The organism is Curtobacterium sp. NPDC098951, assembly GCF_044759965.1.
In the GTDB taxonomy this organism is placed as follows: Bacteria; Actinomycetota; Actinomycetes; order Actinomycetales; family Microbacteriaceae; genus Curtobacterium.
In genome coordinates, this window is record NZ_JBIWAG010000001.1 from 206,340 (window position 1) to 231,814 (window position 25,475).

A 25,475-nucleotide genomic window follows, 5' to 3' on the forward strand; every position below is an offset into this window, starting at 1 on the left:
GATCGCCGCTGCTGCGGGTGACGAACCTCGCACCGTGCGCCGACCGGACGCCGCCGCCGCCGGCGGCGAACCTCGCACCGTGCGCCGGCCGGACGTCGCCGCTGCGGGCGACGAACCTCGCACCGTGCGCCAGCCGCCGCGCGGACGTGGGACAATCGTTCGACCGTCCGACCCACCCCGAGGAACCGTGAGCCCACAAGCATCCGCGCCGCTCGAGCCCGCCTCGACCCCGGCCGACGCGATCCGCAACTTCTGCATCATCGCGCACATCGACCACGGCAAGTCCACGCTGGCCGACCGCATGCTGCAGATCACCGGCATCGTCGAGGACCGCGCCATGCGTGCGCAGTACCTCGACCGCATGGACATCGAGCGCGAGCGCGGCATCACGATCAAGTCGCAGGCCGTGCGCATGCCGTGGGAGCTCGACGGGCAGACCTTCGCGCTGAACATGATCGACACGCCCGGACACGTGGACTTCTCGTACGAGGTGTCCCGGTCGCTCGCCGCGTGCGAGGGTGCGATCCTCCTGGTCGACGCGGCGCAGGGGATCGAGGCGCAGACCCTCGCGAACCTCTACCTGGCGCTCGAGAACGACCTCGAGATCATCCCGGTGCTGAACAAGATCGACCTGCCGGCGGCCGAGCCGGACAAGTACGCGGCCGAGCTCGCGCAGCTCATCGGCGGCAAGCCGGAGGACGTGCTCCGCGTCTCCGGCAAGACCGGCGTCGGCGTGGCCGAGCTCCTCGACCGTGTGGTCGGGTCGGTGCCGCCGCCCGTCGGTGACGTCGACGCGGCACCCCGCGCGATGATCTTCGACTCGGTCTACGACAGCTACCGCGGCGTCGTGACCTACGTGCGGATGGTGGACGGCACGATCCACCCGCGCGAGAAGGTCCAGATGATGTCGACCAAGTCGACGCACGAGATCCTCGAGATCGGTGTGTCGTCGCCCGAGCCGAAGCCGACGAAGGGCCTCAGCGTCGGCGAGGTCGGCTACCTCATCACCGGCGTGAAGGACGTCCGCCAGTCGAAGGTCGGCGACACGGTGACCACGGCGCAGAAGCCCGCGACCGAGGCGCTGGCCGGGTACACCGACCCGAAGCCGATGGTGTTCTCGGGCCTGTACCCGATCGACGGCTCCGACTACCCGGACCTCCGCGAGGCGCTCGACAAGCTCAAGCTGTCCGACGCGGCCCTCGTGTACGAGCCCGAGACGTCGGTGGCGCTCGGCTTCGGCTTCCGCTGCGGGTTCCTCGGCCTGCTCCACCTCGAGATCATCACCGAGCGCCTCAGCCGCGAGTTCGGGCTGGACCTCATCACCACCGCCCCGAGCGTGATCTACGAGGTCACGAACGAGGACGACACGGTGACCGAGGTCACGAACCCGTCCGAGTTCCCCGGCGGCCGCATCGTCGAGGTCCGTGAGCCGATGGTCCGCGCGGCCATCCTCGCCCCGAAGGACTACGTCGGCGCGATCATGGAGCTCTGCCAGTCACGTCGCGGGTCGCTGCTCGGCATGGAGTACCTCGGCGAGGACCGCGTCGAGATCCGCTACGAGATGCCGCTCGGCGAGATCGTCTTCGACTTCTTCGACCAGCTCAAGAGCAAGACCCAGGGCTACGCGTCGCTCGACTACGAACCCACGGGCGACCAGGCTGCCGACCTTGTGAAGGTCGACATCCTGCTGCAGGGCGAACAGGTCGACGCCTTCAGTGCCATCGTGCACCGCGACAAGGCGTACGCCTACGGCACGCTCATGACCGAGCGGCTTCGCAAGCTCATCCCGCGCCAGCAGTTCGAGGTGCCGATCCAGGCCGCCATCGGCGCGCGCATCATCGCCCGCGAGAGCATCCGGGCGATGCGCAAGGACGTCCTCGCGAAGTGCTACGGCGGTGACATCACCCGCAAGCGCAAGCTCCTTGAGAAGCAGAAGGAGGGCAAGAAGCGCATGAAGATGGTGGGTCGCGTCGAGGTCCCGCAGGAAGCCTTCATCGCGGCGCTCTCCGGCGACGTCGAAGAGAAGAAGAAGTAGCAGCGGGGCCGGTCAGGCGCGGCGGGCGCGAGCCCGCAGCGCGGCCAGGCCCAGGGCCGGGAGGCTCGCCGCGGCCAGTCCAACGAGTGCGGTCCGCAGGATGACGAGTCCGGCGGCCGCGTCGTAGTCGGTCTCGGACCCCGCGGCGAACCCGGCCACCACGGCGCCGACGACCATCGCCAGCGTGCAGAGCCCGAGCACGGAGGGCAGCCGACGGGCCGCGTGCCGACGGACCGCGAGCACGAGGGTGACCCCGAACAGGATCACGCCCACGCCCGCGCTGCACGCCCCGAACACCGCGATGGCGTTCGCCGTCTCGAAGACGTCCGCGTCCCCCGGGGCCGTCGCGGCGTACCGCGCGGGGGCGCCGAGTCCGGCGGTCGCCCACGCGACCGCGGCCCGCGCCGTCGCGGCCAGCCCGAACGCCGCGAGCGTCAGGACGGCGAACGAGACCGTGGTGCGGTCGACGGACCGTGCGCGGTCGAGGGCGGAGCGGGGCACGCACCAACGATAGGGGCGTGGCGGACGCGTGTCGGGCCTCCCGTTCGGGGCGCGCGGGAACCGGACGGGTGGCCCGCCGTCCGGACCGTCCCGGTTCGGTCCGGGGCACGAGGGGCCAGTACAGTGGGCCGCATGAGTACCCGCGGGAGCTACCGGACCGCCCTGACGTACGGAGCCGTGGGTGCGACCCAGGCGTCGGACCTCATGACGTACCCGCCGGAGGGGTTCGTCCCGTCCGAGTCGCGGTCCCGGATCGGCCACGGCGACCAGCGCTTCGAGACCGCGGTCACGCAGGCACTGACGTGGCAGATCCAGGAGCGCAGCGGCATCCGCGTGCACGTCGAGGACCAGCCCGACGACGACGAGGTCCGCTACAACCCGGTGACCTTCGACGAGCAGGGCGTGCCGATCGCCCCGGCCTCGATCGGGACGCCCCGGGTCGAGAAGTTCGCCCCCGACGGCACGCCGCTCGTCACGGCGGGCACGAGCGCGACGCTGACGATGCACGCCTTCGGCCGGACGGTCCTGGCGCCGGTGCGGGTCGTGTCGATCATCGACGAGACCGACCGCAAGGGCTTCGCGTACGGCACGCTCGAGGGGCACCCGCTCTCGGGTGAGGAGTCGTTCGTCGTCGAGCGGACGCCGGACGGATCGGTGTGGCTGCAGATCCGGCAGTTCTCGCAGCCGTCGAGCCGGAAGTGGCAGTTCGTGGCCCCGTTGCTCCGCCGGCAGCAGAAGGTCATGGCGCAGAAGTACCTCGAGGCACTCCGCGGCGACTGACGACCCGCACCGGCCGTCAGTGACGGCTCAGCCGAGCCAGCGGTACTCGGACACCGGCCGACCCGGTGCGCCGTACCGTGATCGGCGCTCCGCGGCCCCGGTCCCGACGAGGTGCTCGAGGTAGCGCCGGGCGACCACACGGGAGAGCCCGAGGTGCGCGCCGGTCTCGGCGGCGGAGAGTCCGTCGGCACCGCGGAGGGCGCCGGCCACGAGGTCGAGGGTCTCCTCCGCCAGCCCCTTCGGCAGGGTCGACCGTCGGACGGGACGCAGTGCGCCGAACAGGGCGTCGATCTCGTGCTGCGTCGGCAGGCTCCCGGTGTCGGTGGCGCGCCGGTGGTACGCCCGGTACTGCTCGAGCCGCTCGTGCAGGTCCCCGGCGGTGAACGGCTTCACCAGGTAGTGCGCGACGCCGAGGGCCGCCATCCGTCGGACGGTGTCGGCATCGCGGACCGCGGTGACGGCGAACACGTCGACGCGCGCTCCCGAGCCGCGCAGCGCCCGCACGAGGTCGAGTCCGGAGCCGTCCGGCAGGGTGACGTCGACCAGGGCGAGGTCGACGCGCGCCATCACCGCCGGGTCGCGGAGTGCGGTGAGGACCGCCCGCGCCGTCGTGCACTCCGCGGTCACCCGGAAGCCCTCGACGCGTTCGACGAGGGTCCGGTGGAGCTCGAGGGTGAGCGGGTCGTCCTCGACGACCATGACGCCGATCACGGCGTGGGCTCCGCGGGCAGGCGGACGACGAAGCGGGTGGGGTCGCGGTGCACCTCGACCGTGCCCTGCGCCTGGTCGACGACGGACCGGACGAGGGCGAGGCCGATGCCCCGCGTCGACGGCACGCCCGGGGCCGGTGCGAGCGCCGGGGCCGGGGCCGGTGCCGGGGCCGCGGCGGGGCCCGGCTCGCCGTGGGGGTCCTCGGTCGCCACCGGCTTCGTGCTCCAGCCCCGGTCGAAGACCCGCGCCAGGTCCGCGTCGGCGATCCCCGCCCCGCTGTCGACGACCTCGATCTCGAGCGCCGCCGCACCCGCGGGGGAGCGGCCCGCCGACGCGGCCGATCGCCCGCCCAGCGGCGCGCCCGACCGCCCGCCAGACCGCCCACCCGCCAGCCCGCCCGACCGCCCGGTCGCCGAGCGCACGCCGTCGTCGACGCGGGCCGACCGCGTGTCGCGCACCGCGCCTCCCGGACCGTCCGCCCGACGGACCGCCACCCGCACCCACCGGGGTGCCGGACCGGATGCCGCCGCGTCCAGCGCGTTGTCGACCAGGTTCCCGACGACGGCGACCAGGTCCACCGGCCGTACGGCCGGCACCGGCACGTCCGGCTCGACCTCGGCGCGCCACCCGACGTGGCGTTCTGCTGCTTGCGAGGCCTTCCCGAGCAGGAGCGCCGCGACGGTGCGGTCACCACCGTGGACGTGGTCCACGAGGTGCTGTGCGTCCCGGGCACCCTCGGTCAGGAGCGTGACCGCCTCGTCGCTCCGGTCCAGCTCGATGAGCGTCACGGCGGTGTGCACCCGGTTCGCGTGCTCGTGCTGCTGCGCGCGCAGTGCCTCACCGAGGGTGCGCACCGACTCGTACGAGGCGACCGCGTCGCGGACCGCTCCCGGCGGCAGGTCGCCGAGGACGCGCCTGGTCGACCGTCGTGCCACCAGCGCGGACAGGACGCCGGCGAGGAACACGGCCGCGGCGACGAGCACGGCGAACGGCAGCCGTTCGGCGACCGCTGCGCCGATCCGGTCGACCGTGACACCCGTCGCGACCCAACCGACGACCCGGCCGTCGGCGCGCACCGGCACGATGGTCCGGACGGACGGTCCGAGCGTGCCGGTCGAGCGCTCGGTGAGTGACCGCGGCGTGCTCGGGATGGTCCCGATGTAGTGCCGGCCGACCTCGTCCGGGTCGGGATGCGTCACGCGGATCCCCGCGGCGGTCATGATGGTGACGAAGGCGGCGCCACTGGCACGCTCGGCCCGCGTCGCGACGGGCTGCAGGGTCCTGGAGGCGCGGCTCGGCTCCTCCTGCAGGGCCGCGACGGTCCTCGGGTCGGTCGCGAGCCCCGTGGCGACGGCGCGCGTGACGCTCGCCGCCCCGGTCTCGGCCGCCCTGCGGGCGTCGAGGACGAGCAGCAGCGCGAGCAGGGCGCTGACGAGCACGACGGCGGCGGTCACGACGAGGAAGACACGGCCGGCGGTGCTGCCGGTCGGAGGACGGCGCACGGCGGCGCGCGTGCGGGGCGACCGTGCGGCAGCGGTGCGCGCCGGGGTGCGGGGGCCGCCCATGGTGTCCTCCAGACGTCGGTGTCCTGCGACCAATTCGACCACAACTCGCGTGCGGGTCGGTGCCGGCACGATGCTGTCCGGCGGACGACGACGTCCCCGAAGGAGGCAACGATGGCTCTCGACCGCACGGTCAGCCCCCGGCGCACGGGCTCCGCCCGTCGGCGCCCGGCACCGCACACCTGGCTCTACCTGTCCGTGATCGCCGCCGTGGTGCTCGGCGCACTCGTCGGGCTCGTGTTCCCCGCGTTCGCGCAGACGCTCAAGCCCCTCGGGGACGGCTTCGTCGCGCTCATCCACATGATGATCGCGCCCATCATCTTCTGCACGATCGTCGTCGGGGTCGGGTCCATCGCCAAGGCGGCGACGGTCGGGAAGATCGGTGGCCTCGCGCTCGGGTACTTCCTCGTGATGTCGACCGTCGCGCTGGCGATCGGCCTGGTCGTCGGCAACCTCGTGCACCCCGGTGACCACCTCGACATGCGGGGCTCGACCTACCAGGCGACCGGCGAGGCGTCGTCCACCCACGAGTTCGTGCTCGGGATCATCCCGACGAGCCTGTTCTCCGCATTCACCGACGGCAGCGTGCTCCAGGTGCTGTTCGTCGCCCTGCTCGTCGGGTTCGCCGTGCAGCGGATGGGCGTCCGCGGCGAGCCCGTGATGCGCGTCGTGCGGAAGCTGCAGGAGGTCGTCTTCCGGATCCTCGGGATGGTGCTGTGGGTGGCCCCGGTCGGCGCCTTCGGTGCGATGGCGGCGGTGGTCGGTGCGACCGGTGCCGGCGCGATCGCGAGCCTCGGGCTCCTGATGGTCGCGTTCTACGTCACCTGCGTGCTGTTCATCGTCGTCGTGCTCGGCTCACTGCTCTGGGTGGTCGCGCGCATCAACGTGCTGCGGCTCGTGCAGTACCTCGGCAAGGAGTACCTGCTCATCGTCGGGACGTCGTCGTCGGAGTCCGCCCTGCCCCGACTCATCGCCAAGATGGAGCACCTCGGCGTCGCGAAGCCGGTCGTCGGCATCACGGTCCCGACCGGGTACTCGTTCAACCTCGACGGCACCGCGATCTACCTCACGATGGCGTCGCTGTTCATCGCGAACGGCATGGGCGAGCCGATGAGCGTCGGGGAGCAGATCGGGCTGCTCGTGTTCATGGTGATCGCGTCGAAGGGCGCCGCCGGGGTGAGCGGGGCCGGGCTCGCCACCCTGGCCGGGGGACTGCAGGCCTACCGTCCGGACCTCGTGAACGGTGTCGGCGTGATCGTCGGCGTCGATCGCTTCATGTCCGAGGGACGTGCGCTGACGAACTTCACCGGCAACGCCGTGGCGACGATCCTGGTGGGCCGGTGGACGCGGCAGTTCGATGCCGAGCGTGCGCGCCGGGTGCTCGCCGGGGCGCTGCCGTTCGACGAGTCGGCGGTGCAGGGGCACGACGGCCACGACGGGGGCGAGGACGCATCCGCCGCCGAGGCCGAGCGGGAGCGCGAGCCGGAGCGGGTCTCCGTCTGACCGCGGGGCCAGCGGGCCGGCGGGGCGGCGGGGCCGGCGGGGCGGCGGGGCCGGCGGGGCGGCGGGGCCGGCGGGGCGGCGGGACCGCCGCCGCGGCCTGGCCGGGGCCCAGGCCGGGCCGCGGCCGCGGCCGGTCAGCCGACCGGGCGGAGCGGCGGCAGCGCGGCGATCGCGTCCTCGATGAGCCGGGCGTCCTCGACGCAGTCGCGGGCGATGGTCACGGCGCTGGTCGCCCGGAGCGCCTCGACGTCGTACACGCCGGTCGCCACCGCGAGGAACGGGATGCCGACCGCGTCCGCCGCCTCGCCGTCCCGCGGGGTGTCCCCGACGATCACGGCCCGGGTGCCGGCGAGTGCCTCGGCCGCGCGCGCGGTCACCCCGGTGCGCTCGACCTCGGTGTCGCCGAAGAACGAGTGGTCCCAGTCGAACGCGTCCACGTCGAAGCCGGCACCCTGCAGCTTGACGCGGGCCCGGTAGGGGGAGTTGCCGGTGAGCAGACCGTTGCGCCAGCCGAGCTCGGCGAACCGCCGGACGAGACCGATCGCGCCCGGCGCCGGACTGCGGCGGTCCCCGGACACGTGCCGCTCCTCGGTCAGGTCGCGCAGGTGCCGGCTCACGGTGGGGATGAGCGTGTCGTCCAGGTCGTGCGCCCGGACGTGCTCGGCGATGAGCCCGGCGTCGGTGCGGCCGTGCTGGTGACCGACGCGCAGGACGAGGTCGCGGCCGATCGCCCGCTCGAGCGCGAGGTGGTACAGGTTGCCCGGCGACGAGGCGTTCAACACGAGGGTGCCGTCGATGTCCCACAGCACCGTGGTGGGGACGGTGTGGTGCTCCATGCCTCCATCATGACGGACAATGGAGTCCATGCCGAGTGCTCTCCCGATCGCCGACCCCGCACCCGCGGACGGCCTGATCACCCCGGCGTCCGGTGCCGGCGACGTCCCCTTCGGCGTGTACGTGCACGTGCCGTTCTGTCGGGTCCGCTGCGGCTACTGCGACTTCAACACCTACACGGCGTCGGAGCTCCGCGGGGTCCGTCGGGACGACTACGCCGGACACGCGGTGCGCGAGATCGAGTGGGCCGCGAGCGTCCTCGACCGCTCGGGCGTCGCCCGTCGACCGGTGTCGACGGTGTTCTTCGGCGGCGGCACCCCGACGATGCTGCCCGCCTCCGACCTGGTGATGATCCTCCGCGCGATCGACGACACCTGGGGGATCGTGCCCGGTGCCGAGGTCACGACCGAGGCGAACCCCGACTCCGTGGACGAGGACGCGTTGCGGACCCTCGCCGACGGCGGCTTCACCCGGGTGAGCTACGGCATGCAGTCCGCGGTGCCGCACGTGCTCGCGACGCTCGACCGGACGCACGACCCCGAGCGCGTGCCCCTCGTGGTGGACCTCGCGAAGCAGCAGGGCCTCGACGTCTCGCTCGACCTCATCTACTCGACGCCCGGCGAGTCGCTCGACGACTGGCGCACCTCGCTCGACGCGGCCCTGGCGTGCGAGCCGGACCACGTGTCGGCCTACTCGCTCATCGTCGAGGAGGGCACCGCGATGGGCCGGATGGTCGCGCGCGGCGAGCTGCCGGCGCCGGACGACGACCTCGCGGCGGACATGTACGAGCTGGCGGACCGGGTCCTCGGTGACGCCGGCTACGCCTGGTACGAGGTCTCGAACTGGGCCCGCGGCGACCAGCACCGGAGTCGGCACAATCTGTCCTACTGGACGGGCCACGACTGGTGGGGCGTCGGCCCCGGCGCGCACTCCGCGGTGGCCGGCACCCGCTGGTGGAACGTGAAGCACCCGGCCGCGTACGCGAACCGGGTGCTGGCGGGAGAGTCGCCCGCGGCCGGACGCGAGACCCTCGACGCCGAGACCCGGTACGTCGAGCGCGTGCTGCTCGCCGCGCGGGTGCGCGGTGAGCTCGCGACCGGCGAGCTGGGCCAGGAGGCGCGGGGCCGGGTGGCCGGCCTCATCGCACGTGGACTCGTGGACGGGTCGGCCGCGGTGCGGGGACGGATCGAGTTGACCCTGCAGGGACGGCTGCTCGCGGACGCGGTGGTCCGCGAGATGCTCGACTGAGCTACTGCTTGATGAACTCGATCGAGAGCGGGTAGCGGTAGAACTGCCCGCGGTTCGCCGCGATCGCCGCCTGGATCCCGAACACGATCGAGAGCACCCAGGCCGCGAGGATGATCAGGACGCCGATGCCGAGGAACGACGTGATCGACCCGACCGCGTACGCGATCGCCATCGTGATGTGGAAGTTCAGCGCCACGCGCGTGTGCTCGCGGACGAACCCGCCGCGGTCGCGCAGGACCAGGTAGGCCACCAGCGGCGCGATGAAGTTGAAGAAGATGCCGCCGATGTGCGTGAGCGTGGCCCAGAGGCGCTGGTCCTCGGGCGACATCGGCTGCGGCGGGGTGTACCCACCGGGGTACTGCGGGCCGCCGGGCTGCTGGGGCTGCTGTCCGTAGGTCATGCCCGAAGCGTATCCGTCGGCTGGGGAGAAGTCCCGGTCGGTCGGCGGTCGGGCGTAGGATCAGCAGTCGACACGTCCGAGTGCCAGTACGAGTGGAAGGGGTCCGGGTGGTCAGCGAACGCAGCCTCGAGGTCCTCAAGGCCATCGTGCGGGACTACGTCGCCTCGCGCGAGCCGGTCGGTTCGAAGACGATCGTCGAGCGGCACGCGTTCGGGGTCAGCGCCGCCACCATCCGCAACGACATGGCCCAGCTCGAGGACGAGCAGCTCATCGCGGCCCCCCACACCTCGTCCGGTCGGGTCCCCACCGACAAGGGGTACCGGGTCTTCGTCGACCACCTCGCGGGTGCCCGGCCGCTGTCGAGCGCCCAGCGGCACGCGATCGAGACGTTCCTCGGTGCGCCGAACGACCTCGACGAGGTCCTCGGCCGGACCGTCCGGCTGCTCAGCCAGCTCACGAACCAGGTCGCCCTCGTGCAGTACCCCTCGATGGTCCGTGCACGGGTGCAGCACGTCGAGCTCGTCCGTCTCGGCGACAACCGCCTGATGGTCGTGCTCATCACCGACACCGCCCGGGTCGAGCAGCGCGTCGTCGAGACCGACGTCGCGCTCGACGAGACCGCGCTCACCGAACTCCGTGCCGTGGTGAACGGCGCGAGCGTCGGCCTGCTCCTGCAAGACGTCGCGGCGGCGCTCCGCGCAGTGCCGCAGCAGATCCGTCCGGACGTCCAGCCCCTGGCCGGGGTCGTCGTCGCGACGCTCATCGAGCAGGTCGCCGCCAACCGGCAGGACCGCCTGGTGATGGCCGGCGCGGCGAACCTCGCCAAGAGCGAGCAGGACTTCTCCGGCGGCCTCTTCCCCGTGCTCGAGGCGATCGAGGAACAGGTGACCCTGCTCCGGTTGTTCGGCGAGATGCAGATCGACGACGGTGTCGCGGCCCGGATCGGCGTGGAGAACGCCGAGTACGGGCTCGACGCGACGAGCATCGTCGCCGGCGGGTACCTCGCCGGCGGTGAGCTCGCCCGTCTCGGCGTGCTCGGGCCGACCCGCATGGACTACGGCACGAACATGGCCGCCGTGCGCGCCGTCGCACGGTACCTGTCCAAACTCCTGGGCGAACATTGACCGATCCGAACCCAACCGACTGAGGGATACGTGGCAGACCACTACGACGTCCTCGGCGTCCAGCCGGACGCCTCCGATGCCGACATCAAGAAGGCGTACCGCCGTCTGGCGCGCGAACTGCACCCGGACGTGAACCCGAGCCCGGACGCGGCCGAACGGTTCAAGGACGTCACGCACGCCTACGACGTGCTGAGCGACCCGGAGCAGCGCCGCCGGTACGACGCCGGCCCGCAGGCCGACAGCCCGTTCGGTGGCGGCGCCGCCGGCGGCTTCAGCGACATCTTTGACGCCTTCTTCGGCGGGGGTGCCGGCGGCGGACGCGGCAACGGTCCGCGCAGTCGCGCCGAGCGCGGGCAGGACGCCCTGCTGCGCATCGACGTCGACCTCGACGAGGTCGTCTTCGGCACCCACAAGGACGTCGAGGTCGACACGGCCGTGCTCTGCGAGACCTGCGGCGGGTCCTGCTGCGCGCCCGGCACGACCCCCCGCACGTGCGACATCTGCGGCGGGACCGGTCACATCCAGCGCCAGGTCCGCTCGCTCCTCGGCAACGTCGTGACGAGCGCGCCGTGCGGGACCTGCCGCGGGTACGGCACCGTCATCCCGAACCCGTGCCCGACGTGCCAGGGCCAGGGCCGCATCCGTGCCCGCCGCACGGTGCCGGTGGACGTCCCCGCGGGCGTCGACTCCGGTCTCCGCCTGCAGATGCCCGGTCAGGGCGAGGTCGGCCCGGCCGGCGGTCCCTCCGGTGACCTGTACCTCGAGATCCGGGTCCGCCACCACGACGTGTTCAGCCGCGACGGGGACGACCTGCTCGCCACGCTCGAGGTCGCGATGACCGACGCCGTGCTCGGGACGACCACGACGATCGACGGGCTCGACGGACCGGTCGAGCTCGAGGTCCGTCCGGGCGTGCAGAGCGCCGACGTCCTCGTGCTGAAGGACCGCGGCGTCACGAAGCTGCGCGGCAACGGCCGGGGCGACCTCCGCGTGGGGGTCCAGGTCGTGACGCCGACGAAGCTCTCGCACAAGGAACGCCAGCTCGTCGAGCAGCTCGCGAAGTCGATCAAGCCCGGGAAGCCGCAGCTCGCACGCTTCCAGCAGGGCATGTTCGGCAAGCTCCGCGACCGCTTCTTCAACCACTGATGGCGTCGCTCTACTTCGTCGGTTCGCTCGACGGCGTCTCGGTCGGCGACCCCGTCGTGCTCGACGGGGTCGAGGGGCGCCACGCGGTGTCCGTGGCCCGCGTCCGCGTGGGCGAGACCCTGCGGATCGGCGACGGGCACGGTGCGGTCGTGACCGGTGCGGTGGAGACCGTCGGTCGGGACACCCTGACGCTCACGGTCGGGACCGTCGCGGTCGAGCCGGCGCCGAGCCCCTCGCTGACCCTCGTGCAGGCGCTGGCGAAGGGCGGCCGCGACGAGATGGCGGTGCAGGCCGCGACCGAGATCGGCGTCGACCGGATCGTCCCGTGGTCGGCCGCGCGCAGCGTGTCCCGGTGGGACGGCCCGAAGGTCGACAAGGGCCGCGCGCGGTGGGCTTCGATCGCGCACGAGGCGTCGAAGCAGGCCGTGCGGTCGCGGATCCCGGACGTCGACGCCCCGGTCACCACGGCGCAGCTCGCCGGGTTCCCGGGCGCTGGACGGGTCGTCCTCGTGCTGGACCCCGTCGGCGACGTCCGGCTCTCCGAGTGGGAGCCGCCGGCCGACCTCGACGAGATCGCCCTGGTGGTGGGGCCGGAGGGCGGCATCGACGGCTCCGAGTTCGACCGGCTCGTCGCCGCGGGCGCCGTCCGGGTCCGGCTCGGCGACACCGTGCTCCGGACGTCCACGGCCGGTCCGGCCGCGCTGGCGGTCCTGCAGACGCGGCTCGGGCGCTGGTAGCGCGCGGATCGGGAAGGCGTGGCGTCGGCGCCGCGTTCTACGATGGAGCCATGAGCACCAGCACGCCCAGCATCTTCTCCCGGATCATCGCGCGCGAGATCCCGGCGACGGTCGTCGCCGAGGACGACCGCGTGATCGCCATCGAGGACATCGCGCCGAAGGCACCCGTCCACGTGCTCGTCATCCCCAAGACCGAGCAGTACCGGAACGTCACCGAGCTCGCCGCCGGCGACCCGGACCTCCTCGCCCACCTGGTCGCCACCGCGCAGCGCATCGCCGACGAGCGTGCCGGCGGCCAGTTCCGACTCGTCTTCAACACCGGCGAAGCCGCCGGTCAGACCGTGTTCCACGTGCACGCGCACGTACTCGCAGGTGAACTGCAGGAAGGCACCCTTGCCGGCTAACGAACCAGCACCCACCCCGGCCGACCCGACGGACGTGTCGGCCTCGATCCAGGTCGACGGCATCGCCATGGTGCAGCTGCTCGGCCCCCAGGACCGACTGCTCAAGACCGTCGAACGCCAGTACCCCGGTGTCCGCGTCCTCGTGCGCGGCAACGAGGTCTCGCTGACCGGTCCCGAGCGCGACGTCACGCGCGCACACGCCCTCGTCGACGAACTCGTCGGCATGGTCCGGCGCGGCCAGGACATCGGCCCGGCCGACATCCCGGTGTCGGCGAAGCTCCTCGACGAGGACCGCAAGCCCTCCGACACCTTCGGCACGCCGATCGTGTCGAGCCGCGGCAAGTCCGTCCGGCCGAAGACCGACGGGCAGCGGGCCTACGTCGACGCGATCGACGAGAACACGATCACCTTCGGCATCGGCCCCGCCGGTACCGGCAAGACCTACCTGGCGATGGCGAAGGCCGTCCAGGCGCTGCAGCGGCGCGAGGTCACCCGGATCATCCTGACCCGTCCCGCGGTCGAGGCCGGCGAGCGGCTCGGCTTCCTGCCGGGCACCCTCACCGACAAGATCGACCCGTACCTGCGGCCGCTGTACGACGCGCTCAACGAGATGATGGACCCCGAGCTCGTCCCGAAGCTCCTGGCGGCCGGCACGGTCGAGGTGGCACCGCTGGCGTACATGCGCGGGCGCACGCTGAACGACTCGTTCGTCGTCCTCGACGAGGCGCAGAACACCACGCCCGAGCAGATGAAGATGTTCCTGACGCGGCTCGGGTTCGGGTCGAAGATGGTCGTCACGGGCGACATCACCCAGGTCGACCTGCCGGGCAACCTGTCCGGGCTCCGGCTCGTGACGCGCATCCTCGGCGAGGTCGACGACATCCACTTCGCCCGCCTCGGCAGCGAGGACGTCGTCCGGCACACGCTCGTCGGCCGGATCGTCGACGCCTACACCGTCTACGACGAGGAACGCCTCGCCGGGCAGTCCGGGTACCACCCGGGCGGCCGGGGCAGCGCGGCCACGCCGAACCCCGCCGGTGCCAACCGCGCCGAGCGACGGGGGCGTCCGCCGCAGGACCGCCAGCGCTCCCCGTACCCCCAGAACGACCCCCGAGGAGGGAACCGGTGAGCATCGAGCTCAACAACGAGTCCGGCGTCGAGGTCGACGAGGCCGCCATCCAGCGCCTCGCCGCCTTCGCGCTCGACGCGCTCCACGTCCACGCCGACGCGGAGCTCGCGATCGTGCTCGTCGACGAGGGCGCGATGGAGCAGCTGCACGTCCGGTGGATGGACGAGCCCGGCCCGACCGACGTGCTGAGCTTCCCGATGGACGAGCTCCGCCCCGGCACCGAGGACGAGCCGACCCCGGCGGGCCTGCTCGGCGACATCGTGCTCTGCCCGCAGGTGGCCGAGGAACAGGCGAAGACCGCCGGACACTCGAGCACCGACGAGATGCTCCTGCTGACGTGCCACGGCATCCTGCACCTGCTCGGGTTCGACCACGCCGAGCCGGAAGAGAAGGCCGAGATGTTCGGGCTGCAGGGCGAGATCCTCACGGCGTTCGCCGCCCAGCGCCGAGGGCGGTGAGCTGATGCTGCTCGTCGTCGGCATGCTGACGGTCGCGTTCGTGCTGGTCGTCGTCGGCGGGCTGCTCGCCGCGTCCGACGCAGCGCTGTCCGTGCTGTCCCGGGCCGACCTCGACGAGATCGCCCGCGAGAGCGGGCACCGACGCGCGATCGAGGCGATCGGAGACGACGTCGGCGCGCACGTCAACGCGCTCAACTTCTTCCGCGTGCTGGCGGAGACCGCGGCGGCCGTCCTCGTCACGATCGCGCTCGTGATGGTGTTCGACACCTGGTGGGTCGCCCTCATCGTGGCGGCTGCCATCATGACCGCGGTGTCGTTCGTGCTGGTCGGGTCGAGTCCCCGCAGCGTCGGGCGTGCACACGCCGAACGCCTCATCGCCACGACCGGTGGGCTCGTCCGGGGCGTCCGCATCGTGCTCGGCCCGCTCGCCGGGCTCCTCGTGGCGATCGGCGACCGCGTCACGCCGGGGCGCGGAGGCAGCGCGTCGACGGTGTCGAGCGAGGAGCAGCTGCTCTCGCTCGTCGACGAGGCGACCGAGAGCAACGTCCTCGAGCAGGACGACCGCGAGCTCATCCACTCGGTGTTCGAGTTCAGCGACACCCGGGTGCGCGAGGTCATGGTCCCGCGCACCGACATGCTCACCGTGGACGGCGCGGACACCCTCGCGAGCGGCATGGAGCAGTTCCTGGCCTCCGGTGTGTCCCGCATGCCCGTCACCGGTCGGGGCAGCGACGACGTGCTCGGGGTCCTGTACCTCCGCGACGTCGCCCGCGCACTCTACGAGCGACCGGGGTCCGGCGCGCAGCGGGTCACGACGCTCCTGCGTCCGGCCGAGTTCGTCCCGGAGTCGAAGGCCGCCGACGACACCCTGCGCCACATGCAGGTCGCGAAGAACCACCTCGTGCTCGTCGTCGACGAGTACGGCGGCGTCGCCGGGCTCGTCACGATGGAGGACCTCATCGAGGAACTCGTCGGGGACATCTCCGACGAGTACGACCGCGCCGTCGTCGACCGGGTCGAGGTCGGGCCCGGCGTCTGGCGGATCTCCGCGCGACTGCCGATCGACGACCTCGGCGACCTGTTCGGCATCGAGCTCGAGGACGACGACGTCGACACCGCCGGAGGCCTGCTCACCAAGGAGCTCGGCCACCTGGCCGTGAGCGGCGAGCGTGTCACCGTGTCCGGCCTGGAACTGACGGCCGACCGGGTCGAGGGCAAGCGCCGCCACCTCATCACCGTGCTCGCCGAGCGCACACCGGGACTTGCGGACGTCGAGGACGCCTTCGACGACGCCGCATCCACCACGACGGGAACCACCACCGCATGACCTACACCACGCCAGCCGCCGCCGGACCGACCGAGCCCTACCGAGCCGGGTTCGTCTCCTTCGTCGGTCGCCCGAACGTCGGGAAGTCCACGCTGACGAACGCGCTCGTCGGCCAGAAGGTCGCGATCACGTCCTCGAAGCCGCAGACCACCCGTCGGGCGATCCGGGGCATCGTGCACCGGCCGAACGGCCAGGTCATCATCGTCGACACCCCCGGTGTGCACCGTCCGCGCACCCTGCTGGGCGAGCGGCTGAACGACCTCGTGCAGTCCACGCTCGGGGACGTCGACGTCATCGGGTTCTGCGTGCCGGCCAACGAGCCGGTCGGCCCGGGGGACCGGTTCATCAACGACACGCTCGACCAGTACCCGCGGGCGAAGAAGATCGCCATCGTCACGAAGATGGACCAGGCCGCCAAGGACAGGGTCGGGGAGCAGCTGCTCGCCGTGTCGAAGCTGCGCGAGTGGGACGCCATCGTGCCGACCTCGGGCACGAGGGGCCTGCAGCTCGAGGACCTGCTCGGCGTGATCACGTCGCTGCTGCCCGAGTCGCCGCAGCTCTACGACGACTCGGCCGTGACCGAGGAGACCGACGAGGAGCGGATCGGCGAGCTCATCCGCGAAGCCGCGCTCGAGGGCGTGCGCGACGAGCTGCCGCACTCGCTCGCCGTCGTGATCGAGGACGTGGTCGAACCCGACGAGGACGACGACCCGGACGGCCCGCTGCGGATCTTCGCGAACCTGTTCGTCGAGCGGGACAGCCAGAAGGCGATCGTCATCGGCCGCAAGGGCGAGCGCCTGAAGGACGTCGGGTCGCGTGCCCGCACCGAGATCGAGGCGCTGCTCGGCGGCCGCCACGTGTACCTCAACATCCGGGTGAAGGTCGCGAAGGAGTGGCAGCGCGACCCGAAGCAGCTCGGTCGCCTCGGCTTCTGACCCGGCCACCTGCGGACGTCGACCTGCAGGCGGACGCGCACCGCGCCTCCTGACCCGCGTCAGCGTTCCAACCCGCCCGCTGCGGTGATGAGCTCGCCGAGCGCCGGACCGGCGGCGGTCGACGCGGACGGGGTGAGGTGCACGCCGTCGATCCGCAGCAGTTCGCCACCGATCGTGGCCGGGGTCCGGCCGTTCACCGCGACGAGGGGACTCGTGTCGACGAGTCGGACACCGTGCGCCGTCGCGACCCGCTCGGTGGACGCCATCCGGGAGCGCCACTCGTCGGACACCGGTCGGATGCACGACCTGGGCGTCCCGAAGCGCAGGTGGCACCGGCTGGGGTCGGCCCCGGCGGGCGGCGCAGCGAGCTGGACGACCACGGGAGTGCGGGCCGCGACCCGGTCGATCATCGCCGCGGACGCGTGTTCGAACTCCGTCGGGGTCAGTGTGCCGCCGCCGTCCGCGCGCTCGAAGGGGATGCCGTCGAACCGGGTCGCCACGATCACGGCGTCGGGGGAGAGCTCGTCGATGCGATCGACGACACCCTGTTGCAGCTCGGCGCACGGGACGCCCGGCTGGACGTCGGTGGTGATGAACGGACACCCGTTGCGTGCCAGGACGACGAGCCGCCATCCGGGTCGATCGGTCCGCATCCACTCGACGAGGGCCTCCGACCAGGCCCCGGCGACGGAGTCCCCGACGAGGACGGCGGTGTGCGGTGCGTCCGTGGGCCCGAACGTGCAGGACTCCTCGGTCCGGCTGGTCCCGATCACCCCGCAGGGGCGGGGCGCGGTCGCGCTGTCGGTCGGCGTGCCGCGGTGGGTGAGTGCCGTCGACCAGCTGTCCGCACGGAGCGCCTCGGCGAGCTCGCCCCGGTCGGCGGCGACGTGGGGCAGCGCACCGTTCGACGGAGCGTCCGCGACCGCCGCGGACGGCACCGGCGTCACGGGGACGACGGCAGCGGCGGTCAGCGCCGCGGTCGTGCAGACCACCAGCACCGTCGTCCCGGTGCGGATGCGTCGGACCCACCATGCGCCCGAGCTCGACCGGTCCCGAGCCAGGAAGGGGCGTTCGATCGCGTGCGTGGACAGCTGTGCTGCCGCGAGGGCCACGGGGACCGCGGTCCACGTGGCGTCCGGTGCGACGGCGCCGACGAACACGAGGACGGGGAAGTGCCACAGGTAGAGCGAGTAGCTGATGCCGCCCAGCCAGTCCGAGACCGGGTTCTCGAGCACGATCGTTCCACCGGCCGGGGAGCCTCCGCCGATGAGCACCATGGCGGTGCCGAGCACGGCGGGGACCGTGCCCGGGAAGGGGACCCCGGCGTCCGACCCGACGAGGACGACGCTCGCGACGATCAGCACGATGCCGAGCACCGTCACGGGCAGACCGATCCGCGACGACGGGCGGGCGGTCCCGACGAGGCCGACGGCGACCACGGCACCCATCGCGAGCTCCCACGCCCTGGTGACGGTCGAGAAGTAGCCTGCGTCCCCGGTACCCGCGAGGCCCGCGGCGGCGATCGAGGCGCAGACGACCAGACCGAGGACGACGAGCATGCCGAGTCGCGCGCGTCGTTCGGTGCCACGCGGCGGGACCGGCCCCGACCAGCCGGCGCCGCGACCGGGCGCCGAACGCCGCCGGAGCAGCCAGAGCGTCAGGGCGATGAGCGCCGGCCAGACGAGGTAGAACTGCTCCTCGACCGCCAGCGACCAGGTGTGCAGGAACGGCGAGACGGCGGCGTGTGCCCCGAAGTAGTCGGTGCCCTCGTGGACGAACCACCAGTTGGACATCGAGACCGAGGCAGCGGCGAGGGGCTCCAGGACCGACCGCGGATCGGCCGAGGGGAAGCAGACGACGAACACGGTGGCGGTCGTCGCGGCGACCACGACGAACGCCGGTGCGAGGCGGAGCGCCCGTCGGGTCCAGAACGCGCGGAGGTCGACCCGACCGGTCCGCGTGATCATGTCGAGCAGCGAGCGCGTGATCAGGAACCCGGACACGACGAAGAACACGTCGACGCCGAGGAACCCGCCCGCGGGTGACCCGAACACATGCTCGAGGACGACGGCCGTGATCGCCAGTGCTCGGAGCCCCTGGATGTCGCGTCGCTTCGTGTGCACAGTGTAAATATATCACATGGTGAATGGCAACCGACGAGTCGCTCCCGACGGGCTGCTGACCCGGCCGCCCGCGGACGTCAACCTGCAGGCGGACGCGCACCGCGCCTCCTGGACGTACCGTGGAGCGGTGTTCCGTCCCATGCTGCGCGCGCAGGTCATCACCGACGTCGTGATCGCGGTCGTCCTCGGTGGCCTGGTGCTCGTGCTGACGGCCCGTGGGATGGACTCGCCCTTCGCGTTCCTGACGGTGGTCGGGATGACGGCAGCGCTGGCGCTCCGACGGCTGTCGCCGGGGCTCGCACTCGGCGTGGCGTGGGTGTTCGCCGTCATCGAGATGGTCACGCTGCAGATGCCGGACCTGTCGAACGCGTTCATCGCTGGCGTGGTCTACGCGACCAGTCGGTACGGCAGCAGTCGGGTGCGGCTGGCCGGGCTCCTGTCGTCGATCGGCGGTCCGGTGATCGCGGCCGTCTACCTCGGACTCGACGACTACCGCGAGCGGCTGGGCATCCAGACGGCGACGACGCCGGAGCAGGAGTCGCTGAAGGTCGCGGTCGCGTACTTCGCGATCGTGCTGCTGCTGCTCCTGCTGCCGTGGCTCGCCGGTCTCGTGCTCCGCACCCGCCGCTCCGCGAGCATGAGCCGCGAGGCCCAGCTCCTCGCCGAGCGCGACGCCGCGCGCGCCGACCGGGCGGTCGCGGTCGAGCAGGAGCGCGTCCGGATCGCCCGGGACATGCACGACATCGTCGCGCACTCGCTCGCGGTCGTGATCGCGCAGGCCGACGGCGCGCGGTACGCGTTGAAGGCGGACCCGGCGATCGCCGACGAGGCGCTCGGCACGATCTCGAGCACCGCACGACGTGCACTCGGGGACGTCCGCGAACTGCTCGGGGCACTACGACACGAGCAGGGCACCGCGCCGACCCCGGAGATCGACGACATCGACCGCCTCGTCCGCGAGATGCGGGGGATGGGCCTCGACGTGCGGGTCGAGCGCGAGGGCGACGGCGCCGGACTCCCGACGACGACCCAGCTCGCCGTGTACCGGATCGTGCAGGAGAGCCTGACGAACGCGTGGAAGCACGGTGAGCCGAACACGCCGGTGCACGCCACCCTCACGTACCGGCCCGACACCGTCGAGATCACGGTCGTGAACCGGCGCGCCGACGACGGCACGCGCGGGCCCGGCACCGGACACGGCCTGGTCGGCATGCGCGAGCGTGCCACCATGACCGGGGGGACGATGACGGCCGGACCGCGTGGCGACGACTTCGCGGTCGCGGTCCGGATGCCCTCCGTCCCCGCGAGCGGCCAGATGCCGCGCGGGCTCGTCCCGATCCCACCCCAGACCCTGCAGGAGCGCACCGGCCGATGAACGACACCCCGATCCGCGTCGCGCTCGTCGACGACCAGGCACTGTTCCGCACCGGCATCCGGATGCTCATCGACTCGCAGGCCGACCTGCAGTTCGTGGGCGAGGCCGGCGACGGTGCCGAGGGTGTCGAACTCGTGCGGCGCGGCCGACCCGACGTCGTGCTGATGGACGTGCGCATGCCCGTGATGGACGGCATCACCGCCACCGCCCGCATCGTCGAGGACAGCGGCGCGGACGGCGCGAAGGTCCTCGTGCTCACCACGTTCGACTTCGACGAGGCCGCGGCGAAGGCGATCCGGGCCGGCGCGAGCGGGTTCGTGCTGAAGGACGCCGACCCCGAGTTCCTGCTCGCCGCGATCCGCACGGTGCACGCCGGGACGGCCGTGTTCGCGGCGTCGGCGACCCGCGAGCTCCTGCGCCGCTACGAGGACACGAGCGAGCAGGCCGCCTCGGTGCCGCCCGCCTTCGAGGAGCTGACCCCCCGCGAGCGCGAGATCTTCGACCTGGCGGCGCGCGGGTTCAGCAACAGCGAGATCGCGCAGCACGAGTTCGTGAGCGAGGCGACGGTGAAGACCCACATCTCGCGGGTCCTCACGAAGCTCGAGCTGCGCGACCGGGTGCGGCTCGTCGTGTTCGCGCACGAGCACGGGTTGGTCGCGAAGGCCGACTGACCGCGGGCGCGCTCGCGCGGCGGCCCGCGCCCGCCCGCGGGGCGGGGTGGTTCGTCTGACGGACCGTCATCCGAGCGGATGACTCCTCCCCAGGCAGTGGAGCCGAGCGGACGATCCACAGGAGCCGCGCGACGGACGCGGGGCGTGCCTCCCGGCCGTCATCGTGGAGTCATGACCACGAGCAGCACACCGATCATCCGTCTCGACCACGTCTCGAAGCACTACGGCGACGCCGCGCGCCGGGTCACGGCGCTCGACGACGTGAGCGTCGACATCGGCGCGGGGGAGTTCACCGCGGTGATGGGCCCGTCGGGCTCCGGCAAGTCGACCCTGATGCACGTCGCCGCCGGGCTCGACCAGGTCTCGTCCGGTCGCATCCGGATCGACGGCGTCGACATCACCGCGTTGGGCGACAAGGACCTGACGGAACTGCGTCGTCGTCGGCTGGGGTTCGTGTTCCAGTCGTTCAACCTGGTGCCGACGCTCGACGTGCAGGAGAACATCCGGCTGCCGTTCCTGCTCGGCGGGCACAAGCCGACGCGCGAGGAGTCGGCCTGGATCGACCGTCTCGTCGAGATGCTCGGGCTGGGGAACCGGCTGACACACCGGCCGCACCAGCTGTCGGGCGGACAGCAGCAGCGGGTGGCGATCGCCCGGGCGCTGGCCTCGCGGCCGGCGGTGGTCGTCGCGGACGAGCCGACCGGCGCGCTCGACTCGCGGACGGGCCGGGACGTGCTGCAGATCCTGCGCGGTGCGGTGACCGAGTGGGGGCAGAGCGTGGTGATGGTCACGCACGACCCGGTGGCCGCGGCGAACGCGGACCGGATCCTGTTCCTCGCCGACGGGCGTGTGGTGGGGGACCGACCGGCGATGGACGCCGCGTCGATCTCCACCACGATGCTCGGGATGGAGGCCGCAGCGTGAACGGGCTCCGTGCCTTCGCGCCGACCGTCCTCGTCGCGGCCCTCGGCACCACCTTCGGATCGGCGCTCGTCATCGCGCCGGGCATCGTGACCGAGGCCCTCGGCGCCTCGGGGCTCGCCGAGCTCGGGCCGGTTCAGGCGATCCTCTCGGTCGTCGGATGGCTCTTCCTCGGCATCGCGCTGTACGTCGGTGCGATCGTCACCGCGAACACGTGCGCGACCCTCATCGCCGGGCAGACGCGCATCATCGCGCTGCAGCGGCTGGTCGGCGCGACCGGAGCCTCGCTGCGTGCGCGGATCACCCGCACCGGTCTCGTCGTCGGCGTGGTCGGCGGGCTGATCGGCGCGGTCGTCGGCACGGGCCTCTGCGCGGTGTTCGTCCTCGTGCTGCGCGCCGACGGGTTCCTGCCGGACACCGCGTACACGATGGTGCCGTGGGAGCTCGTACTCCCGGTCGCGGCGGTCGTCCTCGCCACGTGGGGTGCGTTCGCGGCTGGGTCGCGCCGGGTGCTCACCGTCACCCCGCTCGAGGCGCTCTCGTCGAGCGTCGAGCCGAGCCACGACGACGTCCGCTCCGGGACCGCCCGCACGGTGTGGGCCATCGTGCTCATGGCCACCGGCGGGCTGCTCGTGCTCGTCGGATTGCTCGCGAGCGGGCTCTCGCCGGTCGCGGTCCTGCCGGCGGCGCTCGGCGGCTTCGTGTCGTTCGCCGGGGTGGCCGTCGGGGCGACGATCGTCATGCCGCCCGTGCTGCAGCTGATCGGGCGGATCGGTTCGCGCGACCCCGTCGTCCTGCTCGCCGGGCGGAACGCCATGCGCGCACCGGGTCGGTCCGCGCGGGCCACGATCGGGCTCGTCATCGGCGTCACCCTGCTCGTCACCTTCGCCGTCGCGCTCGGGATCATGCAGCACGTGCTCGAAGCCCAGCTGCAGGCCGTCGGGCAAGGGCAGACGACGACCGAGATGGTGCAGGGGCAGCGGGACTTCTTCGTGCAGCTCAACGCGGTGGTGAGCGTCATCGTCGGGTTCTCCGCGGTGATCGCTGCTGTGGGCGTCGTGAACGCGCTCGCGCTCGGGGTGCTCCAGCGTCGCCGCGAGCTCGGTCTGCTGCGGGTGCTCGGGCTCACCGGGGCGCAGGTGCGTCGGATGATCGTGACCGAGGCGGTCCAGATGGTCGTCGCGGCCGTGGTCACGGGACTCGTGCTCGGCACGTTCTACGGCTGGGTCGGCGGGCAGACGCTGCTCGGCTCGCTCGGCTTCGCGACGACGCCGGTCCTGCCGCCGTTGACCGTCGGGATCGTGGTGGTCGGAGCGCTCGTCCTCGCGGTGGTCGCGACGATCGCGCCCGTGCGACGCGCGATGCGCGTCCCACCGACCGAGGCACTGGCCGTGGACTGACCCCCGGGTCGCCCGTCGGTGCGGGAGGGCGCGGTGCGGGACGGGAGGCGCGGTGCCAGCGGCCGGCGCGGTGCCGGACGGGAGGCGCGGCGCGGGACCGCCCGCGCCTCCCGTCCGGTCGGTGCTGTCACACGCACCGTGCCCGGTGCTACGGTGGTCCCGATGTACTCGGCGCTCCTCCTCCTTCGCTGCCGCGACGAGGCCTGACACAACGGCCCACCTCGTCGCGGAGTCCGTCGTGGCCTGAACCACCCCTGACGACGAAAGCGACGAAACGATGCAGAACACCCAGCGCCCCTCGGGGATGCCGATCCACAAGTACGTCCCGTTCCACGAGCAGATCCGTGTCGACCTCCCGGACCGCACCTGGCCGACGAAGCGCATCGACGCCGCGCCCCGCTGGTGTGCGGTCGACCTGCGCGACGGCAACCAGGCCCTCATCGACCCGATGGACTCCGAGCGCAAGCGCGCGATGTTCGACCTGCTCGTCCGGATGGGCTACAAGGAGATCGAGGTCGGCTTCCCGAGCGCCTCGCAGACCGACTTCGACTTCGTGCGGTCCCTCATCGACGAGGGCGCCATCCCCGACGACGTCACCATCCAGGTGCTGACCCAGGCGCGCGAGCACCTCATCAACCGCACCTACGAGGCGATCGACGGTGCGAAGCAGGCCATCGTGCACCTGTACAACTCGACGTCGATCGTCCAGCGCGAGGTCGTGTTCCGCACCGACGTGCAGGGCGTCGTCGACATCGCCGTGTCCGGCGCCGAGCTGTGCCGCGCGGCCGAGGCGAACCTGCAGCACGACACGAAGGTCTTCTACGAGTACTCGCCCGAGTCGTACACGGGCACCGAGCTCGAGGTCGCCGTCCGGATCTGCAACGCCGTGCTCGAGGTCTTCGAGCCGACGCCCGACCGCAAGGTGATCATCAACCTGCCGGCCACCGTCGAGATGGCGACGCCGAACGTCTACGCCGACTCGATCGAGTGGATGTCCCGCAACCTGGCCCACCGCGAGGACGTCATCCTCTCCCTGCACCCGCACAACGACCGCGGGACCGCCGTCGCGGCCGCCGAGCTCGGGTACATGGCCGGTGCCGACCGCATCGAGGGGTGCCTGTTCGGCAACGGGGAGCGCACCGGCAACGTCGACCTCGTCGCCCTCGGGATGAACCTGTTCACGCAGGGGATCGACCCCGAGATCGACTTCTCGGACATCGACCAGGTCAAGCGGACCGTCGAGTACTGCAACCAGCTGCCGGTGCCGGAACGGCAGCCGTGGGCGGGCGACCTCGTCTACACGGCGTTCAGCGGCTCGCACCAGGACGCCATCAACAAGGGCTTCGAGGCGATGAAGGCCAAGGCCGCCGCCGCGGGCAAGGACGTCGACGAGATCGCGTGGGCAGTGCCCTACCTGCCCGTCGACCCGAAGGACATCGGCCGCTCCTACGAGGCCGTCATCCGCGTCAACTCGCAGTCCGGCAAGGGCGGTGTCGCCTACCTGCTGAAGACGGACCACGCGATCGACCTGCCCCGCAAGCTGCAGATCGAGTTCTCCGGGGTCGTGCAGCAGCACACCGACGCCGAGGGCGGCGAGTTCTCGTCCGAGCGCATCTGGGACCTCTTCCGCGACGAGTACTTGCCCGCCGCCGACGAGTCCGACAAGTGGGGCCGCTACGAGATCACGAAGACGGCGACGTCGAGCGACTTCGACGGCACGACGAAGCTCTCGGTCGCCCTGCGCGTCGACGACGGCTCGGTCGTGTCCGAGGCCGTCGGCACCGGTCCGATCGACGCGTTCCTCACGGTGATGCGGGAGCAGGGTGTCGACGTGACGCTCTACGACTACTCGGAGCACACGATGAGCGCCTCCGGTGACGCCCAGGCCGCGTCCTACGTCGAGCTCGACGTCGACGGCGTGCGGCTCTGGGGTGTCGGGATCGACGCGGACATCGCGACGGCGTCCCTCAAGGCGATCGTGTCGGCGGTGAACCGCGCGGTGCGGGCGGGCGCGGCGTCCGGCGCGTCGGAGCTCGTCTCCGCCTGAGACGCGGCCAGGCCAGGAGGCGCGGTGCGGGCTGGTCCCGCACCGCGCCTCCTGTGTGTGGTCACGTCGTGCGCGTTCCTTCCCAGAACGGGTGCGATGGGAGG

Annotated in this window: 23 protein-coding genes; 17 read left to right on the forward strand and 6 right to left on the reverse strand. The window is 72.2% G+C overall.

Annotation, left to right across the window (positions count from 1 at the left end):
* Positions 1–187: 187 nt before the first annotated feature.
* The gene (gene lepA / locus ACIQUC_RS00950) at positions 188–2,035 is read left to right on the forward strand and encodes a translation elongation factor 4 (RefSeq protein ID WP_022905734.1); all 1,848 of its coding nucleotides are present in this window, start codon (positions 188–190) and stop codon (positions 2,033–2,035) included.
* A 12-nt stretch (positions 2,036–2,047) separates the two neighbouring features.
* Here lepA and ACIQUC_RS00955 read toward each other — a convergent pair whose 3' ends face one another.
* A complete protein-coding gene (locus tag ACIQUC_RS00955; RefSeq protein ID WP_402262218.1) occupies positions 2,048–2,536 on the reverse strand; it encodes a hypothetical protein in 489 nt (162 codons plus the stop codon).
* A gap of 132 nt (positions 2,537–2,668) precedes the next feature.
* Here ACIQUC_RS00955 and ACIQUC_RS00960 point away from each other — a divergent pair, with 132 nt between their 5' ends.
* Positions 2,669–3,316 (forward strand): DUF1990 family protein, encoded by a 648-nt coding sequence (locus tag ACIQUC_RS00960; protein ID WP_031261340.1) that lies wholly within the window; start codon positions 2,669–2,671, stop codon positions 3,314–3,316.
* 27 nt (positions 3,317–3,343) lie between these two features.
* Here the strand turns inward: ACIQUC_RS00960 and ACIQUC_RS00965 are convergent, their stop codons facing one another.
* Together ACIQUC_RS00965 and ACIQUC_RS00970 are read right to left on the reverse strand one after the other, a co-directional pair.
* A complete protein-coding gene (locus ACIQUC_RS00965) occupies positions 3,344–4,027 on the reverse strand; it encodes a response regulator (RefSeq protein WP_022905731.1) in 684 nt (227 codons plus the stop codon).
* Positions 4,024–5,529, reverse strand: coding sequence for an ATPase (locus tag ACIQUC_RS00970; RefSeq protein WP_402262222.1), 1,506 nt, complete (start codon positions 5,527–5,529; stop codon positions 4,024–4,026). The genes ACIQUC_RS00965 and ACIQUC_RS00970 overlap by 4 nt, the downstream gene beginning before the upstream one ends.
* 174 nt (positions 5,530–5,703) lie before the next feature.
* Here ACIQUC_RS00970 and ACIQUC_RS00975 point away from each other — a divergent pair, with 174 nt between their 5' ends.
* The gene (locus ACIQUC_RS00975) at positions 5,704–7,092 is read left to right on the forward strand and encodes a cation:dicarboxylate symporter family transporter (RefSeq protein ID WP_402262225.1); all 1,389 of its coding nucleotides are present in this window, start codon (positions 5,704–5,706) and stop codon (positions 7,090–7,092) included.
* Positions 7,093–7,226: 134 nt separating this feature from the next.
* On the opposite strand, the gene ACIQUC_RS00980 is transcribed toward ACIQUC_RS00975, so the two are convergent.
* Complete coding sequence (locus ACIQUC_RS00980) at positions 7,227–7,928, reverse strand: HAD family hydrolase (RefSeq protein WP_402262228.1); 702 nt, start codon at positions 7,926–7,928, stop codon at positions 7,227–7,229.
* A 28-nt stretch (positions 7,929–7,956) separates the two neighbouring features.
* Here ACIQUC_RS00980 and hemW point away from each other — a divergent pair, with 28 nt between their 5' ends.
* Positions 7,957–9,174 (forward strand): radical SAM family heme chaperone HemW, encoded by a 1,218-nt coding sequence (gene hemW / locus ACIQUC_RS00985; protein WP_402262231.1) that lies wholly within the window; start codon positions 7,957–7,959, stop codon positions 9,172–9,174.
* 1 nt (position 9,175) lies between these two features.
* Here hemW and ACIQUC_RS00990 read toward each other — a convergent pair whose 3' ends face one another.
* The gene (locus ACIQUC_RS00990) at positions 9,176–9,574 is read right to left on the reverse strand and encodes a DUF4870 domain-containing protein (protein WP_022905727.1); all 399 of its coding nucleotides are present in this window, start codon (positions 9,572–9,574) and stop codon (positions 9,176–9,178) included.
* Positions 9,575–9,681: 107 nt separating this feature from the next.
* Here ACIQUC_RS00990 and hrcA point away from each other — a divergent pair, with 107 nt between their 5' ends.
* The 8 genes from hrcA (at position 9,682) to era (ending at position 16,834) form a co-directional block, all read left to right on the forward strand.
* Positions 9,682–10,698: a heat-inducible transcriptional repressor HrcA gene (gene hrcA, locus ACIQUC_RS00995; protein WP_022905726.1), complete on the forward strand. Its 1,017-nt coding sequence runs from the start codon at positions 9,682–9,684 to the stop codon at positions 10,696–10,698.
* A gap of 30 nt (positions 10,699–10,728) precedes the next feature.
* A complete protein-coding gene (gene dnaJ / locus ACIQUC_RS01000; protein ID WP_402262235.1) occupies positions 10,729–11,844 on the forward strand; it encodes a molecular chaperone DnaJ in 1,116 nt (371 codons plus the stop codon).
* Positions 11,844–12,581, forward strand: a complete 738-nt coding sequence (locus ACIQUC_RS01005) for a 16S rRNA (uracil(1498)-N(3))-methyltransferase (RefSeq protein ID WP_402262238.1) — start codon at positions 11,844–11,846, stop codon at positions 12,579–12,581. The genes dnaJ and ACIQUC_RS01005 overlap by 1 nt, the downstream gene beginning before the upstream one ends.
* 50 nt (positions 12,582–12,631) lie before the next feature.
* The gene (locus tag ACIQUC_RS01010; protein ID WP_022905722.1) at positions 12,632–12,985 is read left to right on the forward strand and encodes a histidine triad nucleotide-binding protein; all 354 of its coding nucleotides are present in this window, start codon (positions 12,632–12,634) and stop codon (positions 12,983–12,985) included.
* A 67-nt stretch (positions 12,986–13,052) separates the two neighbouring features.
* A complete protein-coding gene (locus ACIQUC_RS01015; protein WP_402263786.1) occupies positions 13,053–14,114 on the forward strand; it encodes a PhoH family protein in 1,062 nt (353 codons plus the stop codon).
* The gene (gene ybeY / locus ACIQUC_RS01020; RefSeq protein WP_022907665.1) at positions 14,111–14,572 is read left to right on the forward strand and encodes an rRNA maturation RNase YbeY; all 462 of its coding nucleotides are present in this window, start codon (positions 14,111–14,113) and stop codon (positions 14,570–14,572) included. Before ACIQUC_RS01015 ends, ybeY begins: the two co-directional genes overlap by 4 nt.
* 4 nt (positions 14,573–14,576) lie before the next feature.
* Positions 14,577–15,899: a hemolysin family protein gene (locus tag ACIQUC_RS01025; RefSeq protein ID WP_402262243.1), complete on the forward strand. Its 1,323-nt coding sequence runs from the start codon at positions 14,577–14,579 to the stop codon at positions 15,897–15,899.
* Positions 15,896–16,834: a GTPase Era gene (gene era / locus ACIQUC_RS01030; RefSeq protein ID WP_402262245.1), complete on the forward strand. Its 939-nt coding sequence runs from the start codon at positions 15,896–15,898 to the stop codon at positions 16,832–16,834. The genes ACIQUC_RS01025 and era overlap by 4 nt, the downstream gene beginning before the upstream one ends.
* Before the next feature lie 59 nt (positions 16,835–16,893).
* On the opposite strand, the gene ACIQUC_RS01035 is transcribed toward era, so the two are convergent.
* On the reverse strand, positions 16,894–18,957 hold the full coding sequence (locus ACIQUC_RS01035; protein WP_402262248.1) for an acyltransferase family protein: 2,064 nt from the start codon (positions 18,955–18,957) through the stop codon (positions 16,894–16,896).
* 127 nt (positions 18,958–19,084) lie between these two features.
* Between ACIQUC_RS01035 and ACIQUC_RS01040 the strand changes: the two genes are divergently transcribed.
* From ACIQUC_RS01040 to leuA, 5 genes are all read left to right on the forward strand, one after another.
* Positions 19,085–20,332, forward strand: coding sequence for a sensor histidine kinase (locus tag ACIQUC_RS01040; protein ID WP_402262251.1), 1,248 nt, complete (start codon positions 19,085–19,087; stop codon positions 20,330–20,332).
* A complete protein-coding gene (locus ACIQUC_RS01045; protein ID WP_402262254.1) occupies positions 20,329–21,003 on the forward strand; it encodes a response regulator in 675 nt (224 codons plus the stop codon). Before ACIQUC_RS01040 ends, ACIQUC_RS01045 begins: the two co-directional genes overlap by 4 nt.
* A gap of 171 nt (positions 21,004–21,174) precedes the next feature.
* Complete coding sequence (locus ACIQUC_RS01050) at positions 21,175–21,927, forward strand: ABC transporter ATP-binding protein (RefSeq protein WP_022906404.1); 753 nt, start codon at positions 21,175–21,177, stop codon at positions 21,925–21,927.
* Positions 21,924–23,324, forward strand: a complete 1,401-nt coding sequence (locus ACIQUC_RS01055) for an FtsX-like permease family protein (RefSeq protein WP_402262257.1) — start codon at positions 21,924–21,926, stop codon at positions 23,322–23,324. The genes ACIQUC_RS01050 and ACIQUC_RS01055 overlap by 4 nt, the downstream gene beginning before the upstream one ends.
* Before the next feature lie 277 nt (positions 23,325–23,601).
* A complete protein-coding gene (gene leuA / locus ACIQUC_RS01060) occupies positions 23,602–25,371 on the forward strand; it encodes a 2-isopropylmalate synthase (RefSeq protein ID WP_402262260.1) in 1,770 nt (589 codons plus the stop codon).
* Positions 25,372–25,475 lie beyond the last annotated feature (104 nt).